The organism is Microvirga sp. M2 (genome assembly GCF_047497095.1).
GTDB lineage: Bacteria > Pseudomonadota > Alphaproteobacteria > Rhizobiales > Beijerinckiaceae > Microvirga.
This window is the reverse complement of the sequence record NZ_CP134063.1, coordinates 3,820,001-3,841,363: the sequence shown is the minus strand read 5'-3', so window position 1 is coordinate 3,841,363 and position 21,363 is coordinate 3,820,001. Positions and strand designations below refer to the sequence as shown.

Sequence of the window (21,363 nt, the reverse complement as noted above, 5' to 3'; positions counted from 1 at the left end):
ACATGGCTTCAGCTACATGGCTTATGTGTCGATTAGAAGAAACGTTATTATATTGACCAAGATAATGTAACGTCATACACGCTTCACCCTGACGACCTTTCCAAAAACGATCACCAGGGGGAATATTATGGCAGTTTCAATGGACACATTTGCGGTTGCCCAAGATACGTCGGCGACAACCCTTGCTCTCGATCTCGCAGCGCCTGAGGCTCCGACCGTGGCGCTGACGACCGACAGTGGGACCGCCCGCGATGGCATCACCAACAGCGCCGCGCTGACGATTGGGAACGTGGCCGACGGCGCCACGGTCGAGTACCAGGTGGATAACGGTGACTGGAGCGAGGATTACGATCCGGACGAGCTGGCGGATGGTCAGCACACGGTCGAGGTCCGCGCGACCGATGCGGCCGGGAACGTCTCGGGCGTCGCCACGATCACCTTCACGCTCGACACCGCGGCGCCGGCTGCTCCGACCGTCGCGCTGACGACGGACAGCGGCACCGCCGGCGATCTGCGCACCAACGACGGCGCCCTGACGGTCGCGGCCGAGAACGGCGCCACGGTCGAGTACCGGCTGGATAACGGTGACTGGAGCGAGGATTACGATCCGGACGAGCTGGCGGATGGTCAGCACACGGTCGAGGTCCGCGCGACCGATGCGGCCGGGAACGTCTCGGGCGTCACCACGATCACCTTCACGCTCGACACCGCGGCACCGACGAACGTGACCCTGTCGAGCCAGGCCGTCTCGGAGCATGCCGGGATCGGTGACGTGGTCGGCACGCTCGGGGCCAATGACGGGGGCACCCACACCTTCGTCATCGTGGATGCCGCCGGCAATCCGGTCGACGACGATCTGTTCGAGATCGTGGAGAACGACGACGGCGCTTTCGAAGTGCGCGTGAAGGCCGATCTCGGTGAGGCCATCGGCCCGCACACGATCCGGGTGAGGGTCTCGGATGGCGCCAACGCGCCGCATACCCAGGACATCGTCATCACCGTCACGGACGACAACGACCATGTTCCGACCAACATCCAGGTCACGGGCGGTCTTGTCGCCGAGAACGCGCCGGTCGGGAAGGAGTTCGCGACGCTCTCGGCAGTCGACGGCGACGCGGGAGACACCTTCACCTACACCCTGGTCACCGATCAGACCGGCACGACTGAGGCGCAGAACGACTTCTTCGAGATCGTGGGCAACAAGATCAGGGTGAAGGCGGCCTTGAACGACGCCCAGGTCGGCCTCCACGAGCTGTGGGTGAAGGTCACCGATGCCGGCGGCCATACCTTCGTGAAGGCGATCACGATCGGGGCCTACAACACCGAGGAAGCCCCGGAGAACGTAGCGCTCGCCCCTGCGAATCCGACCGTCAACGAACTGGCCGCGAACGGGACGGTCGTCGGCGACCTGTCGGCTACCGATCAGGACGCCGGGGACCACGTGGCCTTCCGCCTCGTGGACGATGCCGGCGGCCGCTTCGACATCGTGAACGGAAAGATCGTCGTCAAGAACGGGCTGAAGCTCGATTTCGAGCAGGCCAGGACGCACACGGTCACCGTCGAGGCCAAGGACGATACGGGGCTGGTCACGCTGAAGACCTTCACCATCAATATCGGCAACGTGAGCCCCGAGGTGGTCAACGGGACCGGCGCCAACGAGACCTTCTTCGGCGGTACGGGCAACGACTTTCTCTCGGGCGGGGCCGGCAAGGATGTGCTCAAGGGCGGCGCCGGCAACGACACCCTGGTGGGCGGCTCGGGGAAGGATGCGCTGACCGGTGGCACCGGCCGGGACTCCTTCGTGTTCAACTCCGCGTTGAACAAGACGCTCAATGTGGACACGATCACCGACTTCAGCGTGAAGGACGACACGATCCGTCTGGAGAATGCGATCTTCCGGACGCTCACGCAGACGGGTGTCCTCAAGAAGGAGTTCTTCACCATCGGCCCGAAGGCGAAGGACAGGAACGACCATATCATCTACGACAGCAAGACCGGCGCGCTCTCTTACGACGCGGACGGTTCGGGTCAGGTTGCCGCGGTCAAGTTCGCCCAGCTCGACAAGGGCCTGAAGATGACCAATGCGGACTTCCTCGTCTTCTAGCGCATCGTGCGAAAAAGTGGACCCGGTTTTTCGCCCCGAACGATGCGCCATTTAGAGAGTGGAGCATCGGATTCGATCCCAAAAGTGGGTCCACTTTTGGGTCCGATGCTCTAGGGTCGTCCGGATAGCTTAAAAAAGAACCCCGGTGGATCTCCACCGGGGTTTTTCCATGCAGGATGGGATGGCAGGATGGGATGGAAGCGCGATCCTCCGAATGATCAGGCCAGCCAGTCCGGAACGCGGTCGAGGCCGATGAGATCCTCGTAGGTCGGGCGCGGCCGCACGACGACGCTGTCCATCCCGCGCACCAGAACCTCCGGCACGAGCAGGCGCGTGTTGTAGGTGTTGGCCTGAACCGCCCCATAGGCGCCCGCCGTCATGATGGCGATGAGATCGCCCGGCTTCACGGCCGGCATGTCGCGGGAGAGCGCGAGGTAATCGCCCGTTTCGCAGACCGGGCCGACCACGTCGGCGACGATGCGGGGGGTATCGGCCGAAGGCTCCGCCACCGGCTTGATGTTGTGATAGGCGTCATAGAGCGTCGGGCGGATGAGGTCGTTCATGGCCGCGTCGACGATCACGAAGGTGCGGCCCGCGCCTTCCTTCACATAGATGACCTTCGCCACGAGAACGCCCGCATTGCCGGCGATCAGGCGGCCCATCTCGAAAACGAGCTTGAGGCCGAGATCCTTGGTATGGCGCTTGATGATCTGCGCATAGGCCTGCGGATCGGGCGGCGGCTCGTTGTCGTCGCGGTAAGGCACGCCGAGGCCCCCGCCGAGATCGATATGATGGAGCTTGTGCCCGTCGGCCATCAGGTCGCGGGCGAGCTCGGCCAAGAGGGCCGTGGCGTTGTCGAAGGGCGAAAGATCCGTGATCTGGCTGCCGATATGCATGTCGACGCCGGTGATCTCGATGCCCTTCAGCCCTGCCGCACGGGCATAGACCTCGCGGGCGCGCGAAATCGGGATGCCGAACTTGTTTTCGGACTTTCCGGTCGAAATCTTCTTGTGGGTCTTGGCGTCCACGTCCGGGTTGATGCGGATCGAGACCGGCGCGCGCCGGCCTTTGGACAGGGCGACGTCCGAGAGCGCCTCCAGCTCGGGCTCCGATTCGACGTTGAAGCAGAGAATGCCGCTGTCGAGGGCGAAGGCCATCTCGGCCCTGGTCTTGCCGACGCCGGAGAACACCACCCGCTCGCCCGGCACGCCGGCCGCCAGCGCGCGGCGCAGCTCGCCTTCCGAGACGATGTCCATGCCCGCGCCCAGGCGGGCCAGGGTCCTGAGCACCGCCTGGTTGGAATTCGCCTTCATGGCGTAGCAGACCAGGGCGTCGGTCTCCGCGAAGGCTTCCGCGAAGACGCGGTAATGCCGCTCGAGCGTCGCCGAGGAATAGCAGTAGAAGGGGGTCCCGACCTCGTCCGCGAGGCGGTGCAGGCTGACATCCTCCGCGTGGAGGACGCCGTCGCGATAGGCGAAATGGTGCATGGGTCTGCCTTAGAGCAGCGGATCGAGAATAAAGGGCTCGTTGGGGACGGTATAGGCGCGGCTGGGTTTCGAGCGGGGCGTGCCGACCGGGGAGGGGAGCGTGGCCTGACCCTCGGCGTCCTGCTGCTGGGGCTGAGCCGCGGCGGATCCGTTCGGCGGCGGCTCGAGCGCGCCGCGGCGGCCGCAGGCCGAAAGGCCGAGAACGATGAGGCCGGCCACGAGGGCCGCACGGGAAAAGGAAACGCAGGTCGACATCGAGAGGCTCCGAAACGTGGCCGCACCATAACGGGAACCGATAGGCAATGCGAGAGGCAAGGTAGGGCTTCGTCGTCCCTGTCCCGAAATCCCTCTCCCGAAATCCCTGTCCCGATGCCTCGCTCGTCCACGGCATCGTGATGAAGGATTTCCCCGCGGGGGCTTGAGGCTTGGCCGAAAAAGAGCCACATCGGGCTCATGTCGAATGCACCGGAAATCCCGAACGCACCGGACCCTGTGAAAACCCGCAGCCGACTTCGGGTTGCCGGTCTTGCCGCCGTCACGCTCCTGGCCGGGGGGGCTGCCTGGTACGGTCTCTCACATAGGGGAGCCGGGGTCGCCCAGGCGGGCGAATGCCGCGCCTCGACCGCCGCTGCGGACAATCTGAAGCCGCTGGCGAAGGGCGAACTGGCCGCTCTGGGCGTGAGCAGCGCGCCCAAGCCGCCGCCGGGGATCAGCTTTGCCGGTTCGGACGGGCAGGCTCAGAGCCTCGCCGACTTCAAGGGCAGGACGATCCTGGTGAATCTCTGGGCGACGTGGTGCGTGCCCTGCCGTGAGGAAATGCCGGCCCTCGACAAGCTGCAGGCCGAGCTGGGCGGCGGCGACTTCCAGGTGGTCGCCATCAATGTCGACACCCGCAATCCCGACAAGCCCAGGGCCTGGCTGCAGGACAACGGCATCAGGAACCTGGCCTATTATGCCGATCCGACAGGCAAGGTGCTCCAGACCCTGCAGAAGACGGGCCATGTGGTCGGGCTGCCGACGACCTTCATCGTCGACGCTACGGGTTGCGAGATCGCGCTCCTGAAGGGCCCGGCGGAATGGGCCTCTCCGGACGCCATCGCGTTCGTCCGCACGGCGCTGGGACGCTCTTAAGGCAGGAAAGCGCCTTCGCCGTCGGGCTGGCCCTGCTCGCCCGAGAAGGCAGGCTTCGAGAGCCGCCAGGGACGGTCCATGGCCTGACGGGTTTCGCCGGGCTTGAGACGATGCGGGACTCCGTCGGCCGAAATGGCTTCGATCACGAGAAAGCCGAGGCGTTGCAGCATCGCGGCCGCCATCTTGGTGGCGGCATCGTCCGCCCGCACGGCGAGGGAGCCGGCGGCGTAGATGCGTTCGATCAGGGTTTTGGGATGGTGTCGTGCGGCCGCCGTCTTGCGCGGCTTGAACGCGACGACATTCGTCGTTTCTTGCGTCGTTTCTTGCTCGAACATGGAAAGACCCCCGATTGCGCCGCCCGGTTCTGTTTTTTGGGCGGCCGTGTCTCAGGGCTTATGTAGGCAGACGGGCCGTCCTTCGGAATGCGACATAAGACGCGCTTTGCCGGGGATGCACGCGCAACAAAAAAGCGAGGTCGAAGCCTCGCTTTGATGCAGCAGTGTTTCCGTGAGGGGGCCGGTCAGGCGCTCTGCTGAACCTGGATGCCCTTGTCGGCGAAGAGCTGCTGCAGCTCGCCGGCCTGGAACATCTCGCGGGTGATGTCGCAGCCGCCGACGAACTCGCCCTTCACGTAGAGCTGGGGAATGGTCGGCCAGTTGGAATAATCCTTGATGCCCTGGCGGATGGTCTCGTCCTCGAGCACGTTGACGCCCTTATAGGGCACGCCGAGATAGTTGAGGATCTGGACCACCTGGCCCGAGAATCCGCACATGGGAAACTGCGGCGTGCCTTTCATGAACAGCACGACGTCGTTGGATTTCACTTCGTTGTCGATGATCTGGTTGGCATCAGCCATGGAGGTCTCCTGTATTCCCCGGCTTTTTCCGCAAAAGTGGGTCCGGCTTTGCGAAGAAGATGCGGAGCAAATGGATCTTGGGCCGTCAAGGCGCCGGGTTCATGTCTCAATTGTCGGGTGTCAGCGTCGTCAATGCAAGGGCGTGGAGCGCCCCGCCCATGCGGCCCTGCAGCGCTGCATAGACCATCTGGTGCTGCTGGACGCGGGATTTCCCCTTGAAGGCCGAGGAAGTGACGGTGGCGGCATAATGGTCGCCGTCGCCCGCCAGATCCCTGATCTCGACGACCGCATCCGGCAGGGCGGTCTTGATCATGCTTTCGATATCGCGTGCATCCATTGCCATGGATCGGAACTCCTCAGGCCTCTCCGGCCATGTACTCGGGCAGCCAGGACTCGTGGACGGTCTTCAGCTGCCTCACGGATATGGCCTGATGGCCCGGCAGAATCAACGAATCGCCGCCCGTGACCCCGATCGTCACGGCGGGAATGCCGAGAGCACCCGCCGCGTAGAGGATATCGGCGGCCGCGTCCTCGTCGACCGAGACGAGATAGCGCGCCTGATCCTCGCCGAACAGGAAGGCGTGAAGCGGCATGTTCTCGGGAACGGCCGTGACTTCGGCGCCCATATCGCCCGCCATCGCCATTTCGGCCAGCGCCAGCGCGATGCCGCCGTCGGCGCAGTCGTGCACCGTCTTCACCTGTCCGGAGCGGATGAGCTGGCGGATGAAGTCGCCGTTGCGCTTCTCCTCGGCGAGATCCACCGGAGGCGGAGCGCCTTCCTCGCGCCCGCAGACATCGCGCAGATAGATCGACTGTCCGAGCCAGCCTGCCGTCGCGCCGATCAGGATGACCGCCTCGCCCTCGGTCCTGAACGCGATGGAGGCGTTGACCGTCACATCGTCGAGCAGGCCCACGCCGCCGATGGCGGGGGTGGGGAGAATGCCCTGGCCGTTGGTCTCGTTGTAGAGCGAGACGTTGCCGGACACGACCGGGAAGTCGAGAGCCCGGCAGGCCTCGCCGATGCCCTTGAGGCAGCCGACGAACTGGCCCATGGACTCGGGCCGCTCGGGGCTGGCGAAGTTGAGGTTGTCGGTGATCGCCAGCGGCAGGCCGCCGACGGCCGTGATGTTGCGCCAGGCTTCCGCCACCGCCTGCTTGCCGCCCTCGAAGGGATCGGCCTCGCAGTAGCGCGGCGTCACGTCGGTGGTCAGCGCCAGCCCCTTCGGGCCGTCCTCGACGCGCACGATGGCGGCGTCGCCACCCGGGGTCTGGACCGTGTTGCCGAGGATCAGGTGGTCGTATTGCTCCCAGACCCAGCGCTTGGAGCACTGGTCCGGCGAGCCGACGAGCTGCAGGAGCGCCTCGGCCTCCGAGACCGGCGCCTCGACGCTTTCGGCCGAGATCACGGGCTGCCTGGGGCTTTCCACCCATGGGCGGTCATAGACCGGAGCCTCGTCGCCGAGCTCCTTGATCGGAAGATCGGCCTTCACCTCGCCCTGGTGCTTGATGACGAAGCGCAGGGTGTCGGTGGTCTTGCCGATCACGGCGAAGTCCAGCCCCCACTTGTGGAAGATGGCCTCGGCCTGCTTTTCCATCCCGGGCTTGAGCACCATGAGCATGCGCTCCTGGCTCTCGGACAGCATCATCTCGTAGGCCGTCATGCCCTCTTCGCGGCAGGGCACCTTGTCGAGGTCGAGCTCGACGCCGAGATTGCCCTTCGCGCCCATCTCGACCGCGGAGCTGGTGAGGCCGGCCGCGCCCATGTCCTGGATCGCGATCACCGCGCCGGACTTCATGAGCTCGAGGCAGGCCTCCAGCAGCAGCTTTTCGGCGAAGGGATCGCCGACCTGCACCGTGGGACGCTTCTCCTCCGAGGCGTCGTCGAACTCGGCGGACGCCATGGTCGCGCCGTGGATGCCGTCGCGGCCGGTCTTGGAGCCGAGATAGACGATCGGATTCCCGACGCCGGTGGCCTTCGCGTAGAAGATCTCGTCCGCGCGGGCGAGGCCGACCGCCATGGCATTGACGAGGATGTTGCCGTTGTAGCGCTTGTCGAAGCCGACGCTGCCGCCGACGGTCGGCACGCCGAAGGAGTTGCCGTAACCGCCGATGCCGGCGACCACGCCCGACACGAGATGCGGCGTCTTGGGATGATCCGGCTCGCCGAAGCGCAGGAAGTTCAAAGCCGCGATCGGGCGGGCCCCCATGGTGAAGACGTCGCGCAGGATGCCGCCGACGCCCGTCGCCGCGCCCTGATACGGCTCGATGAAGGACGGATGGTTGTGGCTTTCCATCTTGAAGATGCACGCCAGGCCGTCGCCGATATCGATCACGCCCGCGTTCTCGCCCGGCCCCTGAATCACCCAGGGGGCCTTCGTGGGCAGGCCGCGCAGATGGATGCGCGAGGATTTGTACGAGCAATGCTCGTTCCACATGGCGGAGACGATGCCGAGCTCGGTGAGCGTCGGCTCGCGGCCGATGAGCTTCACGAAGCGGTCGTACTCGTCAGGCTTCAGCCCGTGCTCCTTGACCAGCTCCGGGGTGATGGCGACGTCGTTGCGGATCATCAGGGTCTCGTAATTTCAAAAATCAGGCGGCGCGGGGGAAGGACGAAACGAGGCTCTCGAACAGGCCGCGCCCATCGGTGCCGCCTACGAGATCCTCGATCAGGTTTTCCGGGTGAGGCATCATGCCGAGCACGTTGAGCTTGTCGGAATAGATGCCCGCGATGGAGTTCATGGAGCCGTTGCGGTTGGCGTCGGGCGTCACATGGCCCTGCGCATCGCAATAGCGGAAGGCGACGAGCCCTTCGCCCTCGAGGCGCTTGAGTGTCTCCGCATCCGCCGTGTAGTTGCCCTCGCCGTGGGCGACGCAGACGTCGATGGCCTGGCCCTGCCCGTAGCGCTTGGTAAAGGCTGTGTCGGTGCGCTCCACCTTCAGGAACTGGCGGTGGCAGATGAACTTGAGGTTCGCATTGCGCATCAGGATGCCGGGCAGAAGGCCGGATTCGCACAGGATCTGGAAGCCGTTGCAGATGCCGAGCACGAGGCCGCCGCGCGCCGCATGGGCCCGCACCGCGTCCATCACGGCCGCACGGCCCGCGATGGCGCCGCAGCGCAGGTAGTCGCCATAGGAAAAGCCGCCCGGCAGGACCACGAGGTCCGTCCCCTGGGGCAGTTCGGTCTCGGCGTGCCAGACCTTTTGGGCGTCGGAGCCGGCCTGCTTGAGGGCCCGCACCACGTCGCCTTCGCGATTGGAGCCGGGGAAGACGATGACTGCGGATTTCATGGGTCCATCCTTCTCTCGTCATGGCCGGGCTCGTCCCGGCCATCCACGCCAAGCGGCGCGGGTCAAACGTGGATGCCCGGATCAGGTCCGGGCATGACGGTCAGATCAGTTCGACGCGGTAGTTCTCGATGACGGTGTTCGCGAGCAGCTTCTCGCAGGCCGCCTTGAGGGAGGCCTCGGCTTGAGCCTTGTCGGCCGTATCCAGCTCGATGTCGAAGACCTTGCCCTGGCGCACGCCGGCGATGCCTTCCACGCCCAGGGACGCCAAGGCTCCTTCGATGGCCTTGCCTTGGGGGTCGAGAACGCCGTTCTTCAGGGTGACGGTGACGCGAGCTTTCATGGGAGGCCTCGGGCTGTTGAGATTTGCCCCACGCCATAAAGCCAATGGCCGCAAGAAACAATGTCTTAGGTGTTCAATTCGCGGTCAGGGATCGATGGCCTGCCGTCCTGTTTGGACCGGTAAGCATGAGCCAGAGCCTACGCCTATATATGTGGAGGGCGTCAGCAGGCCGGGGATCGGCGTACAAAACCGTAAAAGCAAGTCGCTGGACGCCATGGCCCCTTCAACAAAAGAGAGGTGATACAACGTCGCGTTTGCCTTGCCTTTGGCTGTGCTGTTCGTGTTGCCGGGGACATCGGATTCAGGCGCTTTCGGGGGAGAAAGCGTTTGTTTCGGCACAGTCAGCAAGGGAAGACTAGAGCGAGGTGTGCCCCTGCCTCTGTCCGGTACGAATTTCACCGCTTACAGCGGGCTGGCTGAGCTCCTTGACCGGAATTACGTGCACTCCAAGGTCGCAGGTGCTGTCATCGAAGCATATGATGCTCTGTCAAAGAGCCATAAGGAGCTGGTTTTCGTCTATGGCGAGACCGGCCATCAAAAAGGCGGCTCCTTCCCCCCTCACCGCACCCACCAAAATGGTCTCTCCGTTGATTTCATGGTTCCGGTTCGGAATACGAACGGCAAGCCGGCCTCTCTCCCGACAAATCCCTTCAACCGCTACGGATACGGTCTGGAGTTTGACCGACAGGGACGGATGAGAGGTTATCAAATCGATTTCGAGGCGATTGCCCTGCATCTTGAGGCCTTGCATCGCTCTGCAAAGCGGTCAGGTCTCGGGATGCAGCGCGTGATCCTCGACCCTGCCTATCATCCGGCACTCTTTGCTACGTCACAGGGTCCCTCTCTGCGAAGTCAGCTGACTTTCAGGCCGCACCAAGCTTGGGTTCGGCATGACGAGCATTATCACGTAGATTTTTCGCTGCCCTGCAAGCCGCTACGATAGGTGAGAGCTGAGCTCTACAAGCCCAATTCGCGGGCAGCGACCTGGCGGGCCGTCTGCTGGACGGCCTCGGCGGTGTCGCCGATCACGAGAACGACATCCAGCTCCTCACCGGAGCGCCTGCCCAGGGCCGCCCCGAAGGCGGGGGCCTTTTGTCCGTCCGCCGGGGCGAGCCTGATGGCGAAGCCGGGATAGGGAGCATCCTTCAGGCGCTCGACGGAAATCGTGCTCCTCACCGGCTTGTCCCGGCCCACGGGAGAGCGGAGGGCGCGGGCGAGGCGTTCCGGGTCCTTGAGCACGGCTTCCGTGATCTGCGCGTCCTTTCCGTTAAGGCGGATGACGCCGACGGCGAGGCCGGGGCTGCATTGCGGCGGGGCGCAGAAGGTAAGGGCCACCGGTTCGGCCCGGTCCTCGGCCAGCCACTTGCGGAGCGGCAGCGCCTCCCATGGCGCTCCGGAGGGCACACCCTCGACGGCGCGAGGGATGTAGCCGCAGCCGGTCAGGCCGAGCGCCAGAGCGAGGAGAAGGCCGGGGAAGGGCAGGCGAAACGACATTGCCCTGTTCTAGCGCAAACAAGCGGGGCAGGTCGATGGGCGGATAAAGAGTCGATGGGCGGATAAAGAAAAGCCCGGCGCGGGGCCGGGCTCGGTCGTTGTTCAGGATGCAGGCCTCACTGCACGAGGCGGGGACCGCCGGCGATGACGGTCTCGTTCTCGGACAGGATCCCGAGGCGGCGCGCCACCTCCGTATAGGCCTCCACCAGGCCGCCCATGTCGCGGCGGAACCGGTCCTTGTCGAGCTTGTCCTTGGACTTGATATCCCAGAGACGGCAGGAATCCGGGGAGATCTCGTCGGCCACGACGATGCGCATCAGCTCGCCCTCCCAGAGGCGGCCGGTCTCCAGCTTGAAATCCACGAGACGGATGCCGACGCCGAGGAAGAGGCCGGACAGGAAGTCGTTGACGCGGATCGCCAGCGCCATGATGTCGTCGATCTCCTGGGGCGAGGCCCAGCCGAAGGCGGTGATGTGCTCTTCCGAGACCATCGGGTCGCCCAGCTCGTCGTTCTTGTAATAGAATTCGATGATCGAGCGCGGCAGCTGCGTGCCCTCCTCGAGACCGAGCCTCTTGGCGAGGGATCCCGCGGCCACGTTCCGCACGACGACCTCGAGAGGAATGATCTCCACTTCCCGAATCAGCTGCTCGCGCATGTTCAGGCGGCGGATGAAGTGGGTGGGGACGCCGATATCGTTCAGGTGCTGGAAGAGGAACTCGGAAATCCGGTTGTTCAGCACGCCCTTGCCGTCGATCACTTCGTGCTTCTTGGCATTGAAGGCCGTCGCATCATCCTTGAAGTGCTGAATGAGCGTTCCGGGTTCGGGGCCCTCATAGAGGACTTTCGCCTTGCCTTCATAGACGCGACGGCGACGATTCATAGGCGTGTACCGTGGTTTGAGAAAATCCATAGTGCCGTGGGCTCCTGGGTCAACACATGATGCAGTTCCGCGGCTGGCGTATGCGCGGCATTAAACCAGCGCTCCGCTTCAGGGCAACCTATCCGATCAAGGGGGCAAGCACAACGCGGCACGGAGGAGGGCAGGATGTGGCCCCTTCGAAGCACCTTCTTTTAGGTGGTGATGACATGGTGATGACGCGAGTGCGCCCTTATATCGCATGATGATCCCAGGAGGGGAGGAGCATCCATGACCCTTTTCAACGAGCGAGAAGACGCCTTCGAGAAGCAGTTCGCCCATGACCAGGATCTTCGCTTCAAGGCCACGGCCCGCCGGAACAAGCTGCTCGGCCTTTGGGTCGCCGAGAAACTGGGCAAGACCGGAGACGAGGCCGAGGCTTACGCCGGGAGCGTCGTCCAGGCCGATTTCCGGGGGCCGGGCGGCGCGGATGCGGTTCGCAAGGTCCGGCAGGACCTCGAGCAGGCAGGAAAGCCACTCGACGAAGCCGAGCTTGGCGCTAAGCTGCAGCAGCTGATGGCCCGAGCCATCGAGGAGATCAAGGCGGGGCGTTGAGCCCCGTCCGCCTTGCGGGAATCCGCGGCACGACAAGAAACACCGGAACAAGAAAGAGCGCCATGCTGACCAATCCATCCTTCCCCGACCTCCTGAAGGCAGGCACGCCTCTGCTCACCGCCTGGTGCGGAATCCCGGATCCGTCGATTCCGGGCCTGCTGGCGAGGGAAGAGTTCGACGCGGTCGTCATGGACATGCAGCACGGTTCCATCGACTTCGCGGCCGCGCTCCGGGCCGTGCCGCTGATCGCTGCGGCCGGGAAGCCGGCCCTGGTCCGGATTCCGGTGGGCGAATTCGCCACCGCCTCCCGGTTCATGGATGCCGGCGTCTCAGGGGTGATCGCGCCCATGATCAACACCGTCGACGACGCCCGGCTCTTCGCCTCGTTCATGAAATTCCCGCCCGTGGGCCAGCGCAGCTGGGGCGCCTATGGCGCTCTGTCCCTCTCGGGCCTGGATGCGGCGGATTATCTGCGCCAGGCCAACGATCTGACGGTGTCCTTCGCCATGGTGGAGACCCGGGAAGCGCTCGCCATTCTCGACGAGATCCTCAACGTGCCCGGCATTGACGGCGTCTTCATCGGTCCGGCGGACCTCTCCATCGCATTGTCGGGCGGCAGGAGCGTCGACCCGGCCAGCCCTGAAGTCGACAAGGCGCTCGATCATGTGCTCGCCCGCGTGAAAGCCGCCGGCAAGCTCGCGGGAATCTATGCGCCTTCGGGCGCGAGAGCCGGGGAACTCGCCCGCAAGGGCTTTAACATGGTCTCCATCGGCAGCGACACCGCCATGCTGAGGGCGGGCGCCCAAGCCTCCCTCGTGGCCGCGCAGCAGGGGTGAGGCCTCACGTGACGGGGCTGCCCTCCCGCGCCTTCACCACCCGGTAATAGGCCCAGAGCACTTTGGCCGCCACGCCGCGCCATGGGCGCCAGCTCTCCGCGAGGGCCGTCAAGGCCTTCGCGTCGGGCCGGTCCGTCAGCCCGTAGGCGATGCGGGCGGCCTCCTGCACGGCGAGGTCGCCGCCCGGGAAGGCATCGGGATGACCGAGACAGAAGAGCAGATAGATATTGGCCGTCCATGGGCCGATGCCCTTCACCCGGGTCAGGAGGGCGTGCGCCTCGTCGGCGGGGAGTTCGTCCAGCCGGTCGAGGGGCAGCCGCCCGTCGACGATCTCCATGGCCGTCGCACGGATCGTCCTGACCTTCATGGCCGAGAGGCCCGCTCCTCTCAGGTCCTCGTCGGAAAGGCTCAGGAAGCGCGCGGGCTCCGGCGGATCCAGGATCAGCCGCAATCGTCCCCAGATGGCCGCGGCGCTTGCGGTCGACACCTGCTGGCCGACGATGATCCAGGCCAGCCCCTCGAAACCCGGCGGCCGCTTGCGCAGCTGCGGGACCACGCCTTCGGCGGCGAGCCTCGCCATGACGGGATCGGCCTTCGCGAGCGCCGTCAAACCCCTCTTGAGAACCGCGTCCGTTTCGAGGAGGGTGACCATCCCATTCCGCTCCTTGTGTCTGAAGGCCGTCCGTGACGAAGTCGACGAAGCCCGTATTCCGATTCGCTCCAAGCCCCAACGGACGGCTTCACCTTGGCCATGCCTATTCGGCCCTGCTCAACGATGCGCTCGCCCGCCGGCTCGGCGGCCGGTTTCTGCTGCGCATCGAGGATATCGATATCGCACGCTGCCGCCCCGAATACGAGGCGGGCATCGTCGAGGATCTCACCTGGCTCGGCCTGTCCTGGGAAGAACCGGTGCGCCGGCAATCGGAGCACTTCGCGGATTACCGGCCGGCCTTCCAAAGACTGAAGGGGAGGGGGCTCGTCTATCCCTGCTTCTGCTCGCGCAAGCGCATCGCCGAGCGGGTCGAGGCCATCGAGGCACAGAGCGGCGAGGCCTGGCCGCGGGACCCTGACGGCGCGCCGCTCTATCCGGGCATCTGCAAGGGCCTTCCCGGCGGCGGGGCCGAGGGACGGATCCGTGCGGGCGACGCGCATGCCTGGCGGATCGACAGCGACGAGGTCCGCCGTCTTCACCCCGGCCCCTATGCCTTCACGCGGTTTTCGCTCACGGGCGACGAGGAGGTCGTCGCAGCCGATCCCCGGCGCTGGGGCGATGCGGTGATCGTGCGCAAGGACGTGCCGACGAGCTATCATCTCTCCGTCGTGGTGGACGATGCCCTGCAGGGCGTCACCCATGTGGTGCGCGGACAGGACCTGGAGGCGGCGACCGATCTGCACGTGCTTTTGCAGGTCCTGCTCGGTCTGGACACGCCGCTCTATCACCATCACGGCCTGATCCTCGATCCGGGCGGCGACAAGCTCGCGAAGAGCCGGCGGTCGGAAGCGCTGTGCGCGTTGCGGACCCGAGGGGTGACGGCCGCGGAGGTCCGTCGGAGGCTGGGTTTTTATCCTCAGCCCACACCCAGCACGTAGAGCCAGAGCAGGGTGGTGCCCAGCGCCAGGATCGTGGAGAGCGTCACGGCGCTGGAGGCGAGCGCCACGCCCTCTCCATAGCGCTCGGCGAAGAGATAGGCGTTGATGCCGGAGGGGCACGACGCGAAGAGCACGGCCACGCCCGCCCAGACAGGCGGCATCTGGAACACGACAGTGGCGAGCAGGAGCACCACGAGCGGGTGAACCACGAGCTTGAGGATGGAGATCGCCGTCGGAAGTTTCCAACCGGTCTTCATCCCGTAGCGGCGCAGCGCAATGCCCATGGAAATCAGCGCACAGGGCACGGCTGCGCTCGCGAGCAGGTCCAGGATCTGCCAAAGGGGCGTCGGAACCACCCCGGCGACGGGGCGAAGGGCGGAGCCCGCGAGAATGCCGATCACGATCGGATGCGTCGCCAGGCGCCGCAGGATGACGAGCGGCGAGGCTTGGCGTCCCTCCGCCAGCACGGTCGCCAAGGTCATGGTCACGGGAAGATGAACGGCGAGCAGCAGGAAGAGCGGGACGGCGCCTTCGTCCCCGTAGGCCTTGAGGATCATGGGCACGCCGACGAAGACGGTGTTGGCCTGTCCCGCCGAGAACCCGGCCACGACGCTTGCGACGCCCTTGACCCCGAAATAGCGCTTGGCCATCGCGGTCGCGAGGACCCAGGCCACGGCGACGCCGACGAAATAGGAAATCCAGTAGCCCCACGGCTGCGTCTGCGGAATCTCGGCCTTCACGAGCGTGCGGAAGATCAGGCAGGGAACCGACAGGGTGAAGACGAATTCCGAGAGACCCTCGCCCATGCGCTCGGAGACGAACCCCGTGCGGCGTGCGAGATACCCGATTCCGATCAGGCCGAAGACCGGAAAGACGATCGCGAGCAGGTCGAGCATCGGGTTCAGCGCAACTCGGCACGCTGGGCGAGGCTTGCGGTGGCGCCCGCCTGGCTCATCAGGTCGTTCACCTGCTCGCGCTGGCGCTTGAACTCGGCAAGGCTGCGGCCGTCGAGCTCGCGGCCCTGCGGCAGGCGGATCTTCAGGGGGTCGACGAAGCTGCCGTTGATCAGCACCTCGTAGTGGAGATGGGGGCCGGTCGAGAGGCCCGTACTGCCGAGATACCCGATCACCTGCCCCTGGCGTACCTTGAGGCCGGCCGCCATGTTCTTGGCAAAGCCCGACATGTGCGAATAGGTGGTCACATAGCCGTTGGCGTGCTGGATCTCGATGTGGCGGCCATAGCCCGATTTCCAGTCCGCCATGCGGATGGTGCCGTTGCCGGCGGCCAGGATCGGCGTGCCGACCCTGTTGGCCCAGTCGATTCCCGTATGCGGCCGGCTATAGCCCAGGATCGGGTGGAAGCGGGATCCGAAGCCCGACCGCAGAATGCCGTCCGAGATCGGCTTGCGCAGCAGGAACTTCTTCAGGGAGCGGCCGGTCTCGTCGAAATAATCGATCGATCCGTCTTCCCCCTGGAAGCGGTAGACCCGGCGCGCGTCCCCGCCGATCGTCAGCGAGGCGTAAAGCACTTCCGGCGGCGCATTCTCGTCGTCCGCGCCGAAAAACACTTCGAAGCTGTCGCCCTGCGCGACCCGGCGCTGGAAATCGACGTCGTAGCCGAAGATGCGGATGAGCTCTTGCACGGTCTCCGGCGGCAGATCGTTCTTCATGGCCGTTTCGTACAGGCTCTCGTAGAGCCTGACGCCGCCGCCTTCCTCTTCCTCCTCCTCTTGCTGCGCATCGGCCGTCGCCTTGCGATCCGAAAGATCTTCGGGAGGCGTCACGGAGACGAAGACGCCGCGATCGTTCGTGGCCGCGATGCCGTCGATTCCCTTCTCGCCGAACGCGATGACGCGCACGATCTGCTTGGGGTCGCCCAGACGCGGCCCGGGAGCGATGAGAATGCGCAGATGCGCGCCTTCCCCCATCGTCGCGACCTTCATGCGCGCCGACAGAGCCGTCGTGATGGCGGCGATGTGCTCCGGAGTCGCCCCGTAGCTGCGCAGGACCGTCTCGAGCGTCTCACCCTTCTTGAAGACGACGTCGCGTTCCTCGACCAGGGGCGGAACGGCCCGCTGCTCGATCTTCGGCAGATCGGTGACGTTCTCGGGCACCACCCGGACTTCGATGGTGCTGAAGGGCGCATCGACGACACGCGCATAGCCCAGGGCATCCCCGAGACTGTCGGGTTGGCGCAGGGTGCGGGACAGCATCTGCTGAGCGGGAATCGGCACGGAGGCGCGTCTCCCGGCTCCTCCCCCGACGCGCCGCTCCTCCTCCAGCATGGCCTGGACGTCGTCATCCGTCAGGGCCGGCGAACTCGCCTCGATGACCATGGAGGCGAGGTCCCGCCGGAGCACGGACACGTCGGCATCGGTGATCTCGGGCACCTGATCGATCTTCTCCTGAGTGTTCTCCGCGAACAGGCGCATGGGATTGAACGGAGGAATATCGGACGCATAGGTGCCGGCCGTGAGGGAGAGATTGGTGGCGATCTTGACGAATTGTCGAACCTTGATCGCCTCGCGGTCGCCGTTGCGGATGGTCATGGCGGCCCTGAAGCTCTGCTTCGCGGAGGCCGTCAGCTCGGTCATGTTCAGCCGGTCGCCCTTGCGGGCGGCGTTCGTGGCGCGCTCCCCTTCCGATTCAGGACGGGAATAGGCGTTCACCGCAGTGCGTTCCGGAGGCTGAACGGCATTGGTGGCGCCCTCGATGGCAACATGAATCGAAGCGCCGATCAGAACCGCGCCGGTCACGCCCGTCAGGACGCTGGCGCCGAGCCAGCGCAGATTGATCTCGCGCTTGTCGATCTCGGGGGCCGAGGCGCCGCTGGCGGTCAGGGCCGGCTCGTGGCCCAGCTCGACTCCCGACGACGCGCGGAACACTTCCCTTCGGGAAGCCTTCGGCAGGCCGTTATCAGGAGGAACATGGCTCATGAGAAAGTCGTATCCGATTGAGTGGCCTAATCCATAGGGGGTAGAGGCGCTCTAACACAAGAGACGGCACCGGCACAGCATAAGAGGAAAAAGGCCGCTCGGATGCTCCTCCGATGGAGAGGCGCCCCTCGCGCTGCTTCAACCGCCACTGTGTCGGCAGTGAGGCAAGGCTTGTCGAATCCTGTGGGGCGAGGATCCGACAATGTCCCGCCGGGTGTCAAAAAACCTTCACAACCATGTTGACAGCCGCAAGGGGCCGGGCTTATAACCCGCCCATCGACGCCACCGCTGAATGCGGACGGCGCCAGCACCTTCCAGAAAGTGGGCCGACGGACCTGACGAAAGTCGGGATTTGAAGGTTTCTTTCCAGTTGGTCCCGTTTTCGGACGGGCGGCCCGATTTTGAAAAGAATAGGGTTGACAAGCTGGTCGAATGATCCTAAATCGGGTTCATCGCGGCGCTGCCTCCAACGGGCGGTTCCGATGTTTCCCTGACAGGCTGGCGGCTCAAGCCGGGTAAAACCGGAGTGAGGCGCTGTCGTCTTCGGAAACTGCATCTGACGATGCTGCTCTTTGACAAGTGAAGAAGGAAGAAGAAGCGCAGGCGGCGGTGTCCTTGCGGCGGCCCTTTGGGGCTGCTTTGAACAAGACATCGACCAGGTCTTGCGCTTTTGGTGAGTACACCGCTCCGGTTTTGGCCGGAGTGAGAGGTGCTCTGTCAATTTTGCGTTTTAAGACGAACAGTCGAGATCGAATTCTGAAGTTCAACTTGAGAGTTTGATCCTGGCTCAGAACGAACGCTGGCGGCAGGCTTAACACATGCAAGTCGAACGGGCCCTTCGGGGTCAGTGGCAGACGGGTGAGTAACGCGTGGGAACGTGCCCTTCAGTTCGGAATAACCCAGGGAAACTTGGGCTAATACCGGATACGTGCGAGAGCAGAAAGATTTATCGCTGAAGGATCGGCCCGCGTCTGATTAGCTGGTTGGTGGGGTAATGGCCCACCAAGGCGACGATCAGTAGCTGGTCTGAGAGGATGATCAGCCACATTGGGACTGAGACACGGCCCAAACTCCTACGGGAGGCAGCAGTGGGGAATATTGGACAATGGGCGCAAGCCTGATCCAGCCATGCCGCGTGAGTGATGACGGCCTTAGGGTTGTAAAGCTCTTTCGGCGGGGACGATAATGACGGTACCCGCAGAAGAAGCCCCGGCTAACTTCGTGCCAGCAGCCGCGGTAATACGAAGGGGGCTAGCGTTGTTCGGAATCACTGGGCGTAAAGGGCGCGTAGGCGGCTTTGTCAGTCGGGGGTGAAAGCCTGTGGCTCAACCACAGAATTGCCTTCGATACTGCAAGGCTTGAGACCGGAAGAGGTTAGTGGAACTGCGAGTGTAGAGGTGAAATTCGTAGATATTCGCAAGAACACCAGTGGCGAAGGCGGCTGACTGGTCCGGATCTGACGCTGAGGCGCGAAAGCGTGGGGAGCAAACAGGATTAGATACCCTGGTAGTCCACGCCGTAAACGATGAATGCCAGCCGTTGGCGAGCTTGCTCGTCAGTGGCGCAGCTAACGCTTTAAGCATTCCGCCTGGGGAGTACGGTCGCAAGATTAAAACTCAAAGGAATTGACGGGGGCCCGCACAAGCGGTGGAGCATGTGGTTTAATTCGAAGCAACGCGCAGAACCTTACCAGCCTTTGACATGTCCGGTATGGGGAGTGGAGACATTCCTCTTCAGTTCGGCTGGCCGGAACACAGTGCTGCATGGCTGTCGTCAGCTCGTGTCGTGAGATGTTGGGTTAAGTCCCGCAACGAGCGCAACCCTCGCCCCTAGTTGCCATCATTGAGTTGGGCACTCTAGGGGGACTGCCGGTGATAAGCCGCGAGGAAGGTGGGGATGACGTCAAGTCCTCATGGCCCTTACGGGCTGGGCTACACACGTGCTACAATGGCGGTGACAATGGGCAGCGAACCCGCGAGGGGGAGCTAATCCCAAAAAGCCGTCTCAGTTCGGATTGCACTCTGCAACTCGAGTGCATGAAGGCGGAATCGCTAGTAATCGTGGATCAGAACGCCACGGTGAATACGTTCCCGGGCCTTGTACACACCGCCCGTCACACCATGGGAGTTGGTCTTACCCGACGGCGCTGCGCCAACCGCAAGGAGGCAGGCGACCACGGTAGGGTCAGCGACTGGGGTGAAGTCGTAACAAGGTAGCCGTAGGGGAACCTGCGGCTGGATCACCTCCTTTCTAAGGATGATCCCTCAAGGTCGGCATCTGCCGGTCTTCTCGGATCTCTTGGAACAAACAGGGTCAAGTCAGACCCTTCTTGCGGGACGCTGCCGTCTTCGCTTCTTCTTCTCCGGAAAACCCTGCCGTGTCGTGCGGCGGATCGGGCCTGTAGCTCAGGTGGTTAGAGCGCACCCCTGATAAGGGTGAGGTCGGACGTTCGAGTCGTCCCAGGCCCACCATTATTCTGGGGCCTCAGACGCCGGCGGCCACCTCCGTGGCCTTGGCTGTCCGCGCCACGCGGCGCGGCGCCCGGTCGGGCTTGCGGACCTTGCGGTCCGAGGGTCCTGCGCAACGGGGCCTTAGCTCAGCTGGGAGAGCGGTAGCTTTGCAAGCTTCAGGTCGTCGGTTCGATCCCGACAGGCTCCACCATTCTTTGGTGCTGGGGGGTTTTCTGGAATTCTGCGCGCTTGGCGTGCGGGATCTTGTCGGATTCGCGCCCTCCCCTCTTGGGGGTGAGCGGCGCGGATGTTTGAAATCGTAAAGAGGCGGCATATTCGGCCAGCGGGCAACCTAGTCCCGCGAACCAGCCCTGGCCCGCAGCCAGGTGCGCCGGATATGCTTTGGCAAGCAAAACATGTCTTCGGAGAGATCCGAAGGCAGGTCTTTCTTTTGGGTCGATGGCCGCTGCCGAGCGGGCATCGATCATGAGAGTAATCAAGTGTCGTAAGAGCATCTGGTGGATGCCTTGGCGCTGAGAGGCGATGAAGGACGTGGTACGCTGCGATAAGTCTTGGGGAGCTGCGAACGAGCTTTGATCCAGGAATTTCCGAATGGGGAAACCCACCTTCGACCCTTTGTATTGTGACGGCATCTTTTGGGTGGCGTTGCACTACGGAGGGTCAGATGAAGGTATTAGGCCCTGAATTCATAGGGGTTTAAAGCGAACCCAGGGAACTGAAACATCTAAGTACCTGGAGGAAAGGACATCAATTGAGACTCCGTTAGTAGTGGCGAGCGAACGCGGACCAGGCCAATGCCAACCTGATCGTCATCGGAACTGTTTGGAAAAGCAGGCATGACGGGTGATAGCCCCGTACGAGTCAGTGAGATGGTTGGATATGAGTAGGGCGGGACACGTGCAATCCTGTCTGAACATGGGGGGACCACCCTCCAAGCCTAAGTACTCCTCAGCGACCGATAGTGAACCAGTACCGTGAGGGAAAGGTGAAAAGCACCCCGACGAGGGGAGTGAAACAGTACCTGAAACCGGATGCTTACAAACAGTCGGAGCCCAAGGTTCGTCCTGGGTGACGGCGTACCTTTTGTATAATGGGTCAGCGACTTAAAGTAACGAGCAAGCTTAAGCCGGTAGGTGGAGGCGCAGCGAAAGCGAGTCTGAACAGGGCGTTTTTAAGTTCGTTGCTTTAGACCCGAAACCGGGTGATCTAGCCATGAGCAGGTTGAAGGTGCGGTAACACGCACTGGAGGACCGAACCGGTGCCTGTTGAAAAAGTCTCGGATGATGTGGCTAGGGGTGAAAGGCCAATCAAACTCGGAAATAGCTGGTTCTCCGCGAAAGCTATTTAGGTAGCGCCTCG

At 63.8% G+C, this 21,363-nt stretch carries 20 protein-coding genes, 2 tRNA genes and 2 rRNA genes (1 of these 24 running past the window's edge); 10 read left to right on the top strand and 14 right to left on the bottom strand.

From position 1 onward, the window contains the following. Positions 1-127: 127 nt before the first annotated feature. Positions 128-2,104 (top strand): Ig-like domain-containing protein, encoded by a 1,977-nt coding sequence (locus tag RE429_RS18255; protein WP_414472095.1) that lies wholly within the window; start codon positions 128-130, stop codon positions 2,102-2,104. Positions 2,105-2,322: 218 nt separating this feature from the next. Here RE429_RS18255 and lysA read toward each other — a convergent pair whose 3' ends face one another. Further along, a complete protein-coding gene (lysA, locus tag RE429_RS18250; RefSeq protein WP_414472094.1) occupies positions 2,323-3,591 on the bottom strand; it encodes a diaminopimelate decarboxylase in 1,269 nt (422 codons plus the stop codon). Positions 3,592-3,600: 9 nt separating this feature from the next. Continuing rightward, positions 3,601-3,846, bottom strand: a complete 246-nt coding sequence (gene lptM / locus RE429_RS18245) for an LPS translocon maturation chaperone LptM (RefSeq protein WP_414472093.1) — start codon at positions 3,844-3,846, stop codon at positions 3,601-3,603. Between the two features lie 198 nt (positions 3,847-4,044). On the opposite strand from lptM, the gene tlpA reads away from it, so the two are divergent. Continuing rightward, positions 4,045-4,722 carry a thiol:disulfide interchange protein TlpA gene (gene tlpA / locus RE429_RS18240; RefSeq protein ID WP_414472092.1) on the top strand — a complete coding sequence of 226 codons (678 nt, stop codon included), beginning with the start codon at positions 4,045-4,047 and terminating at the stop codon, positions 4,720-4,722. Here the strand turns inward: tlpA and RE429_RS18235 are convergent. The 6 genes from RE429_RS18235 to purS all read right to left on the bottom strand — a co-directional run bounded on the left by RE429_RS18235 (position 4,719) and on the right by purS (position 9,206). Next, on the bottom strand, positions 4,719-5,057 hold the full coding sequence (locus RE429_RS18235; protein ID WP_414472091.1) for a hypothetical protein: 339 nt from the start codon (positions 5,055-5,057) through the stop codon (positions 4,719-4,721). The genes tlpA and RE429_RS18235 overlap by 4 nt on opposite strands. Positions 5,058-5,242: 185 nt before the next feature. Beyond that, positions 5,243-5,578 (bottom strand): Grx4 family monothiol glutaredoxin, encoded by a 336-nt coding sequence (grxD, locus tag RE429_RS18230; protein WP_009763309.1) that lies wholly within the window; start codon positions 5,576-5,578, stop codon positions 5,243-5,245. A gap of 106 nt (positions 5,579-5,684) precedes the next feature. Beyond that, a complete protein-coding gene (locus RE429_RS18225) occupies positions 5,685-5,921 on the bottom strand; it encodes a BolA family protein (protein WP_370438770.1) in 237 nt (78 codons plus the stop codon). Between the two features lie 13 nt (positions 5,922-5,934). Further along, positions 5,935-8,145 (bottom strand): phosphoribosylformylglycinamidine synthase subunit PurL, encoded by a 2,211-nt coding sequence (gene purL / locus RE429_RS18220; RefSeq protein WP_414472090.1) that lies wholly within the window; start codon positions 8,143-8,145, stop codon positions 5,935-5,937. A gap of 22 nt (positions 8,146-8,167) precedes the next feature. Continuing rightward, positions 8,168-8,866, bottom strand: coding sequence for a phosphoribosylformylglycinamidine synthase subunit PurQ (purQ, locus tag RE429_RS18215; RefSeq protein WP_414472089.1), 699 nt, complete (start codon positions 8,864-8,866; stop codon positions 8,168-8,170). Between the two features lie 100 nt (positions 8,867-8,966). Next, positions 8,967-9,206 (bottom strand): phosphoribosylformylglycinamidine synthase subunit PurS, encoded by a 240-nt coding sequence (gene purS, locus RE429_RS18210; RefSeq protein ID WP_414472088.1) that lies wholly within the window; start codon positions 9,204-9,206, stop codon positions 8,967-8,969. Positions 9,207-9,573: 367 nt separating this feature from the next. On the opposite strand from purS, the gene RE429_RS18205 reads away from it, so the two are divergent. Next, the gene (locus tag RE429_RS18205; protein ID WP_414472087.1) at positions 9,574-10,149 is read left to right on the top strand and encodes a penicillin-insensitive murein endopeptidase; all 576 of its coding nucleotides are present in this window, start codon (positions 9,574-9,576) and stop codon (positions 10,147-10,149) included. A 14-nt stretch (positions 10,150-10,163) separates the two neighbouring features. On the opposite strand, the gene RE429_RS18200 is transcribed toward RE429_RS18205, so the two are convergent. Both RE429_RS18200 and purC read right to left on the bottom strand, forming a co-directional pair. Further along, entirely contained in the window at positions 10,164-10,700 is a 537-nt protein-coding gene (locus tag RE429_RS18200) for a hypothetical protein (protein WP_414472086.1), read from the bottom strand. Positions 10,701-10,816: 116 nt separating this feature from the next. Next, a complete protein-coding gene (gene purC / locus RE429_RS18195; RefSeq protein WP_414472085.1) occupies positions 10,817-11,611 on the bottom strand; it encodes a phosphoribosylaminoimidazolesuccinocarboxamide synthase in 795 nt (264 codons plus the stop codon). Positions 11,612-11,848: 237 nt separating this feature from the next. Here purC and RE429_RS18190 point away from each other — a divergent pair, with 237 nt between their 5' ends. After that, complete coding sequence (locus tag RE429_RS18190; RefSeq protein WP_414472084.1) at positions 11,849-12,172, top strand: DUF1476 domain-containing protein; 324 nt, start codon at positions 11,849-11,851, stop codon at positions 12,170-12,172. 62 nt (positions 12,173-12,234) lie between these two features. Beyond that, the gene (locus RE429_RS18185) at positions 12,235-13,008 is read left to right on the top strand and encodes an HpcH/HpaI aldolase family protein (RefSeq protein WP_414472083.1); all 774 of its coding nucleotides are present in this window, start codon (positions 12,235-12,237) and stop codon (positions 13,006-13,008) included. A gap of 4 nt (positions 13,009-13,012) precedes the next feature. Here RE429_RS18185 and RE429_RS18180 read toward each other — a convergent pair whose 3' ends face one another. Continuing rightward, positions 13,013-13,660, bottom strand: coding sequence for a DNA-3-methyladenine glycosylase family protein (locus tag RE429_RS18180; protein ID WP_414472082.1), 648 nt, complete (start codon positions 13,658-13,660; stop codon positions 13,013-13,015). A 32-nt stretch (positions 13,661-13,692) separates the two neighbouring features. Between RE429_RS18180 and gluQRS the strand changes: the two genes are divergently transcribed. Beyond that, positions 13,693-14,598, top strand: a complete 906-nt coding sequence (gluQRS, locus tag RE429_RS18175) for a tRNA glutamyl-Q(34) synthetase GluQRS (RefSeq protein WP_414472081.1) — start codon at positions 13,693-13,695, stop codon at positions 14,596-14,598. On the opposite strand, the gene RE429_RS18170 is transcribed toward gluQRS, so the two are convergent. Together RE429_RS18170 and RE429_RS18165 are read right to left on the bottom strand one after the other, a co-directional pair. Further along, the gene (locus tag RE429_RS18170) at positions 14,577-15,494 is read right to left on the bottom strand and encodes an AEC family transporter (RefSeq protein WP_414472080.1); all 918 of its coding nucleotides are present in this window, start codon (positions 15,492-15,494) and stop codon (positions 14,577-14,579) included. The genes gluQRS and RE429_RS18170 overlap by 22 nt on opposite strands. Positions 15,495-15,499: 5 nt before the next feature. Further along, complete coding sequence (locus RE429_RS18165; protein WP_414472079.1) at positions 15,500-17,533, bottom strand: M23 family metallopeptidase; 2,034 nt, start codon at positions 17,531-17,533, stop codon at positions 15,500-15,502. A gap of 764 nt (positions 17,534-18,297) precedes the next feature. On the opposite strand from RE429_RS18165, the gene RE429_RS18160 reads away from it, so the two are divergent. From RE429_RS18160 to RE429_RS18150, 3 genes are all read left to right on the top strand, one after another. Then, positions 18,298-19,783: ribosomal RNA gene (locus RE429_RS18160) — 16S ribosomal RNA — on the top strand. 144 nt (positions 19,784-19,927) lie between these two features. After that, a tRNA-Ile gene (locus tag RE429_RS18155) sits at positions 19,928-20,004 on the top strand. A gap of 114 nt (positions 20,005-20,118) precedes the next feature. Then, a tRNA-Ala gene (locus RE429_RS18150) sits at positions 20,119-20,194 on the top strand. Here RE429_RS18150 and RE429_RS18145 read toward each other — a convergent pair. Further along, a complete protein-coding gene (locus RE429_RS18145) occupies positions 20,160-20,471 on the bottom strand; it encodes a hypothetical protein (RefSeq protein ID WP_414472078.1) in 312 nt (103 codons plus the stop codon). The two genes, RE429_RS18150 and RE429_RS18145, sit on opposite strands and share 35 nt — an antisense overlap. 6 nt (positions 20,472-20,477) lie before the next feature. Between RE429_RS18145 and RE429_RS18140 the strand changes: the two genes are divergently transcribed. Then, a 23S ribosomal RNA gene (locus tag RE429_RS18140) occupies positions 20,478-21,363 on the top strand; it runs 1,921 nt beyond the window's last position. Together the 16S and 23S rRNA genes with 2 tRNA genes alongside form the textbook arrangement of a ribosomal RNA operon.

Excerpts from the sequence above, each read along its gene's own strand:
- RE429_RS18255 (WP_414472095.1), top strand. The coding sequence starts at position 128 with ATGGCAGTTTCAATGGACACATTTGCGGTTGCCCAAGATACGTCGGCG.
- lysA (WP_414472094.1), bottom strand. The coding sequence starts at position 3,591 with ATGCACCATTTCGCCTATCGCGACGGCGTCCTCCACGCGGAGGATGTC.
- lptM (WP_414472093.1), bottom strand. The coding sequence starts at position 3,846 with ATGTCGACCTGCGTTTCCTTTTCCCGTGCGGCCCTCGTGGCCGGCCTC.
- tlpA (WP_414472092.1), top strand. The coding sequence starts at position 4,045 with ATGTCGAATGCACCGGAAATCCCGAACGCACCGGACCCTGTGAAAACC.
- RE429_RS18235 (WP_414472091.1), bottom strand. The coding sequence starts at position 5,057 with ATGTTCGAGCAAGAAACGACGCAAGAAACGACGAATGTCGTCGCGTTC.
- grxD (WP_009763309.1), bottom strand. The coding sequence starts at position 5,578 with ATGGCTGATGCCAACCAGATCATCGACAACGAAGTGAAATCCAACGAC.
- RE429_RS18225 (WP_370438770.1), bottom strand. The coding sequence starts at position 5,921 with ATGGCAATGGATGCACGCGATATCGAAAGCATGATCAAGACCGCCCTG.
- purL (WP_414472090.1), bottom strand. The coding sequence starts at position 8,145 with ATGATCCGCAACGACGTCGCCATCACCCCGGAGCTGGTCAAGGAGCAC.
- purQ (WP_414472089.1), bottom strand. The coding sequence starts at position 8,866 with ATGAAATCCGCAGTCATCGTCTTCCCCGGCTCCAATCGCGAAGGCGAC.
- purS (WP_414472088.1), bottom strand. The coding sequence starts at position 9,206 with ATGAAAGCTCGCGTCACCGTCACCCTGAAGAACGGCGTTCTCGACCCC.
- RE429_RS18200 (WP_414472086.1), bottom strand. The coding sequence starts at position 10,700 with ATGTCGTTTCGCCTGCCCTTCCCCGGCCTTCTCCTCGCTCTGGCGCTC.
- purC (WP_414472085.1), bottom strand. The coding sequence starts at position 11,611 with ATGGATTTTCTCAAACCACGGTACACGCCTATGAATCGTCGCCGTCGC.
- RE429_RS18190 (WP_414472084.1), top strand. The coding sequence starts at position 11,849 with ATGACCCTTTTCAACGAGCGAGAAGACGCCTTCGAGAAGCAGTTCGCC.
- RE429_RS18185 (WP_414472083.1), top strand. The coding sequence starts at position 12,235 with ATGCTGACCAATCCATCCTTCCCCGACCTCCTGAAGGCAGGCACGCCT.
- RE429_RS18180 (WP_414472082.1), bottom strand. The coding sequence starts at position 13,660 with ATGGTCACCCTCCTCGAAACGGACGCGGTTCTCAAGAGGGGTTTGACG.
- RE429_RS18170 (WP_414472080.1), bottom strand. The coding sequence starts at position 15,494 with ATGCTCGACCTGCTCGCGATCGTCTTTCCGGTCTTCGGCCTGATCGGA.
- RE429_RS18165 (WP_414472079.1), bottom strand. The coding sequence starts at position 17,533 with ATGAGCCATGTTCCTCCTGATAACGGCCTGCCGAAGGCTTCCCGAAGG.
- RE429_RS18145 (WP_414472078.1), bottom strand. The coding sequence starts at position 20,471 with ATGATCGATGCCCGCTCGGCAGCGGCCATCGACCCAAAAGAAAGACCT.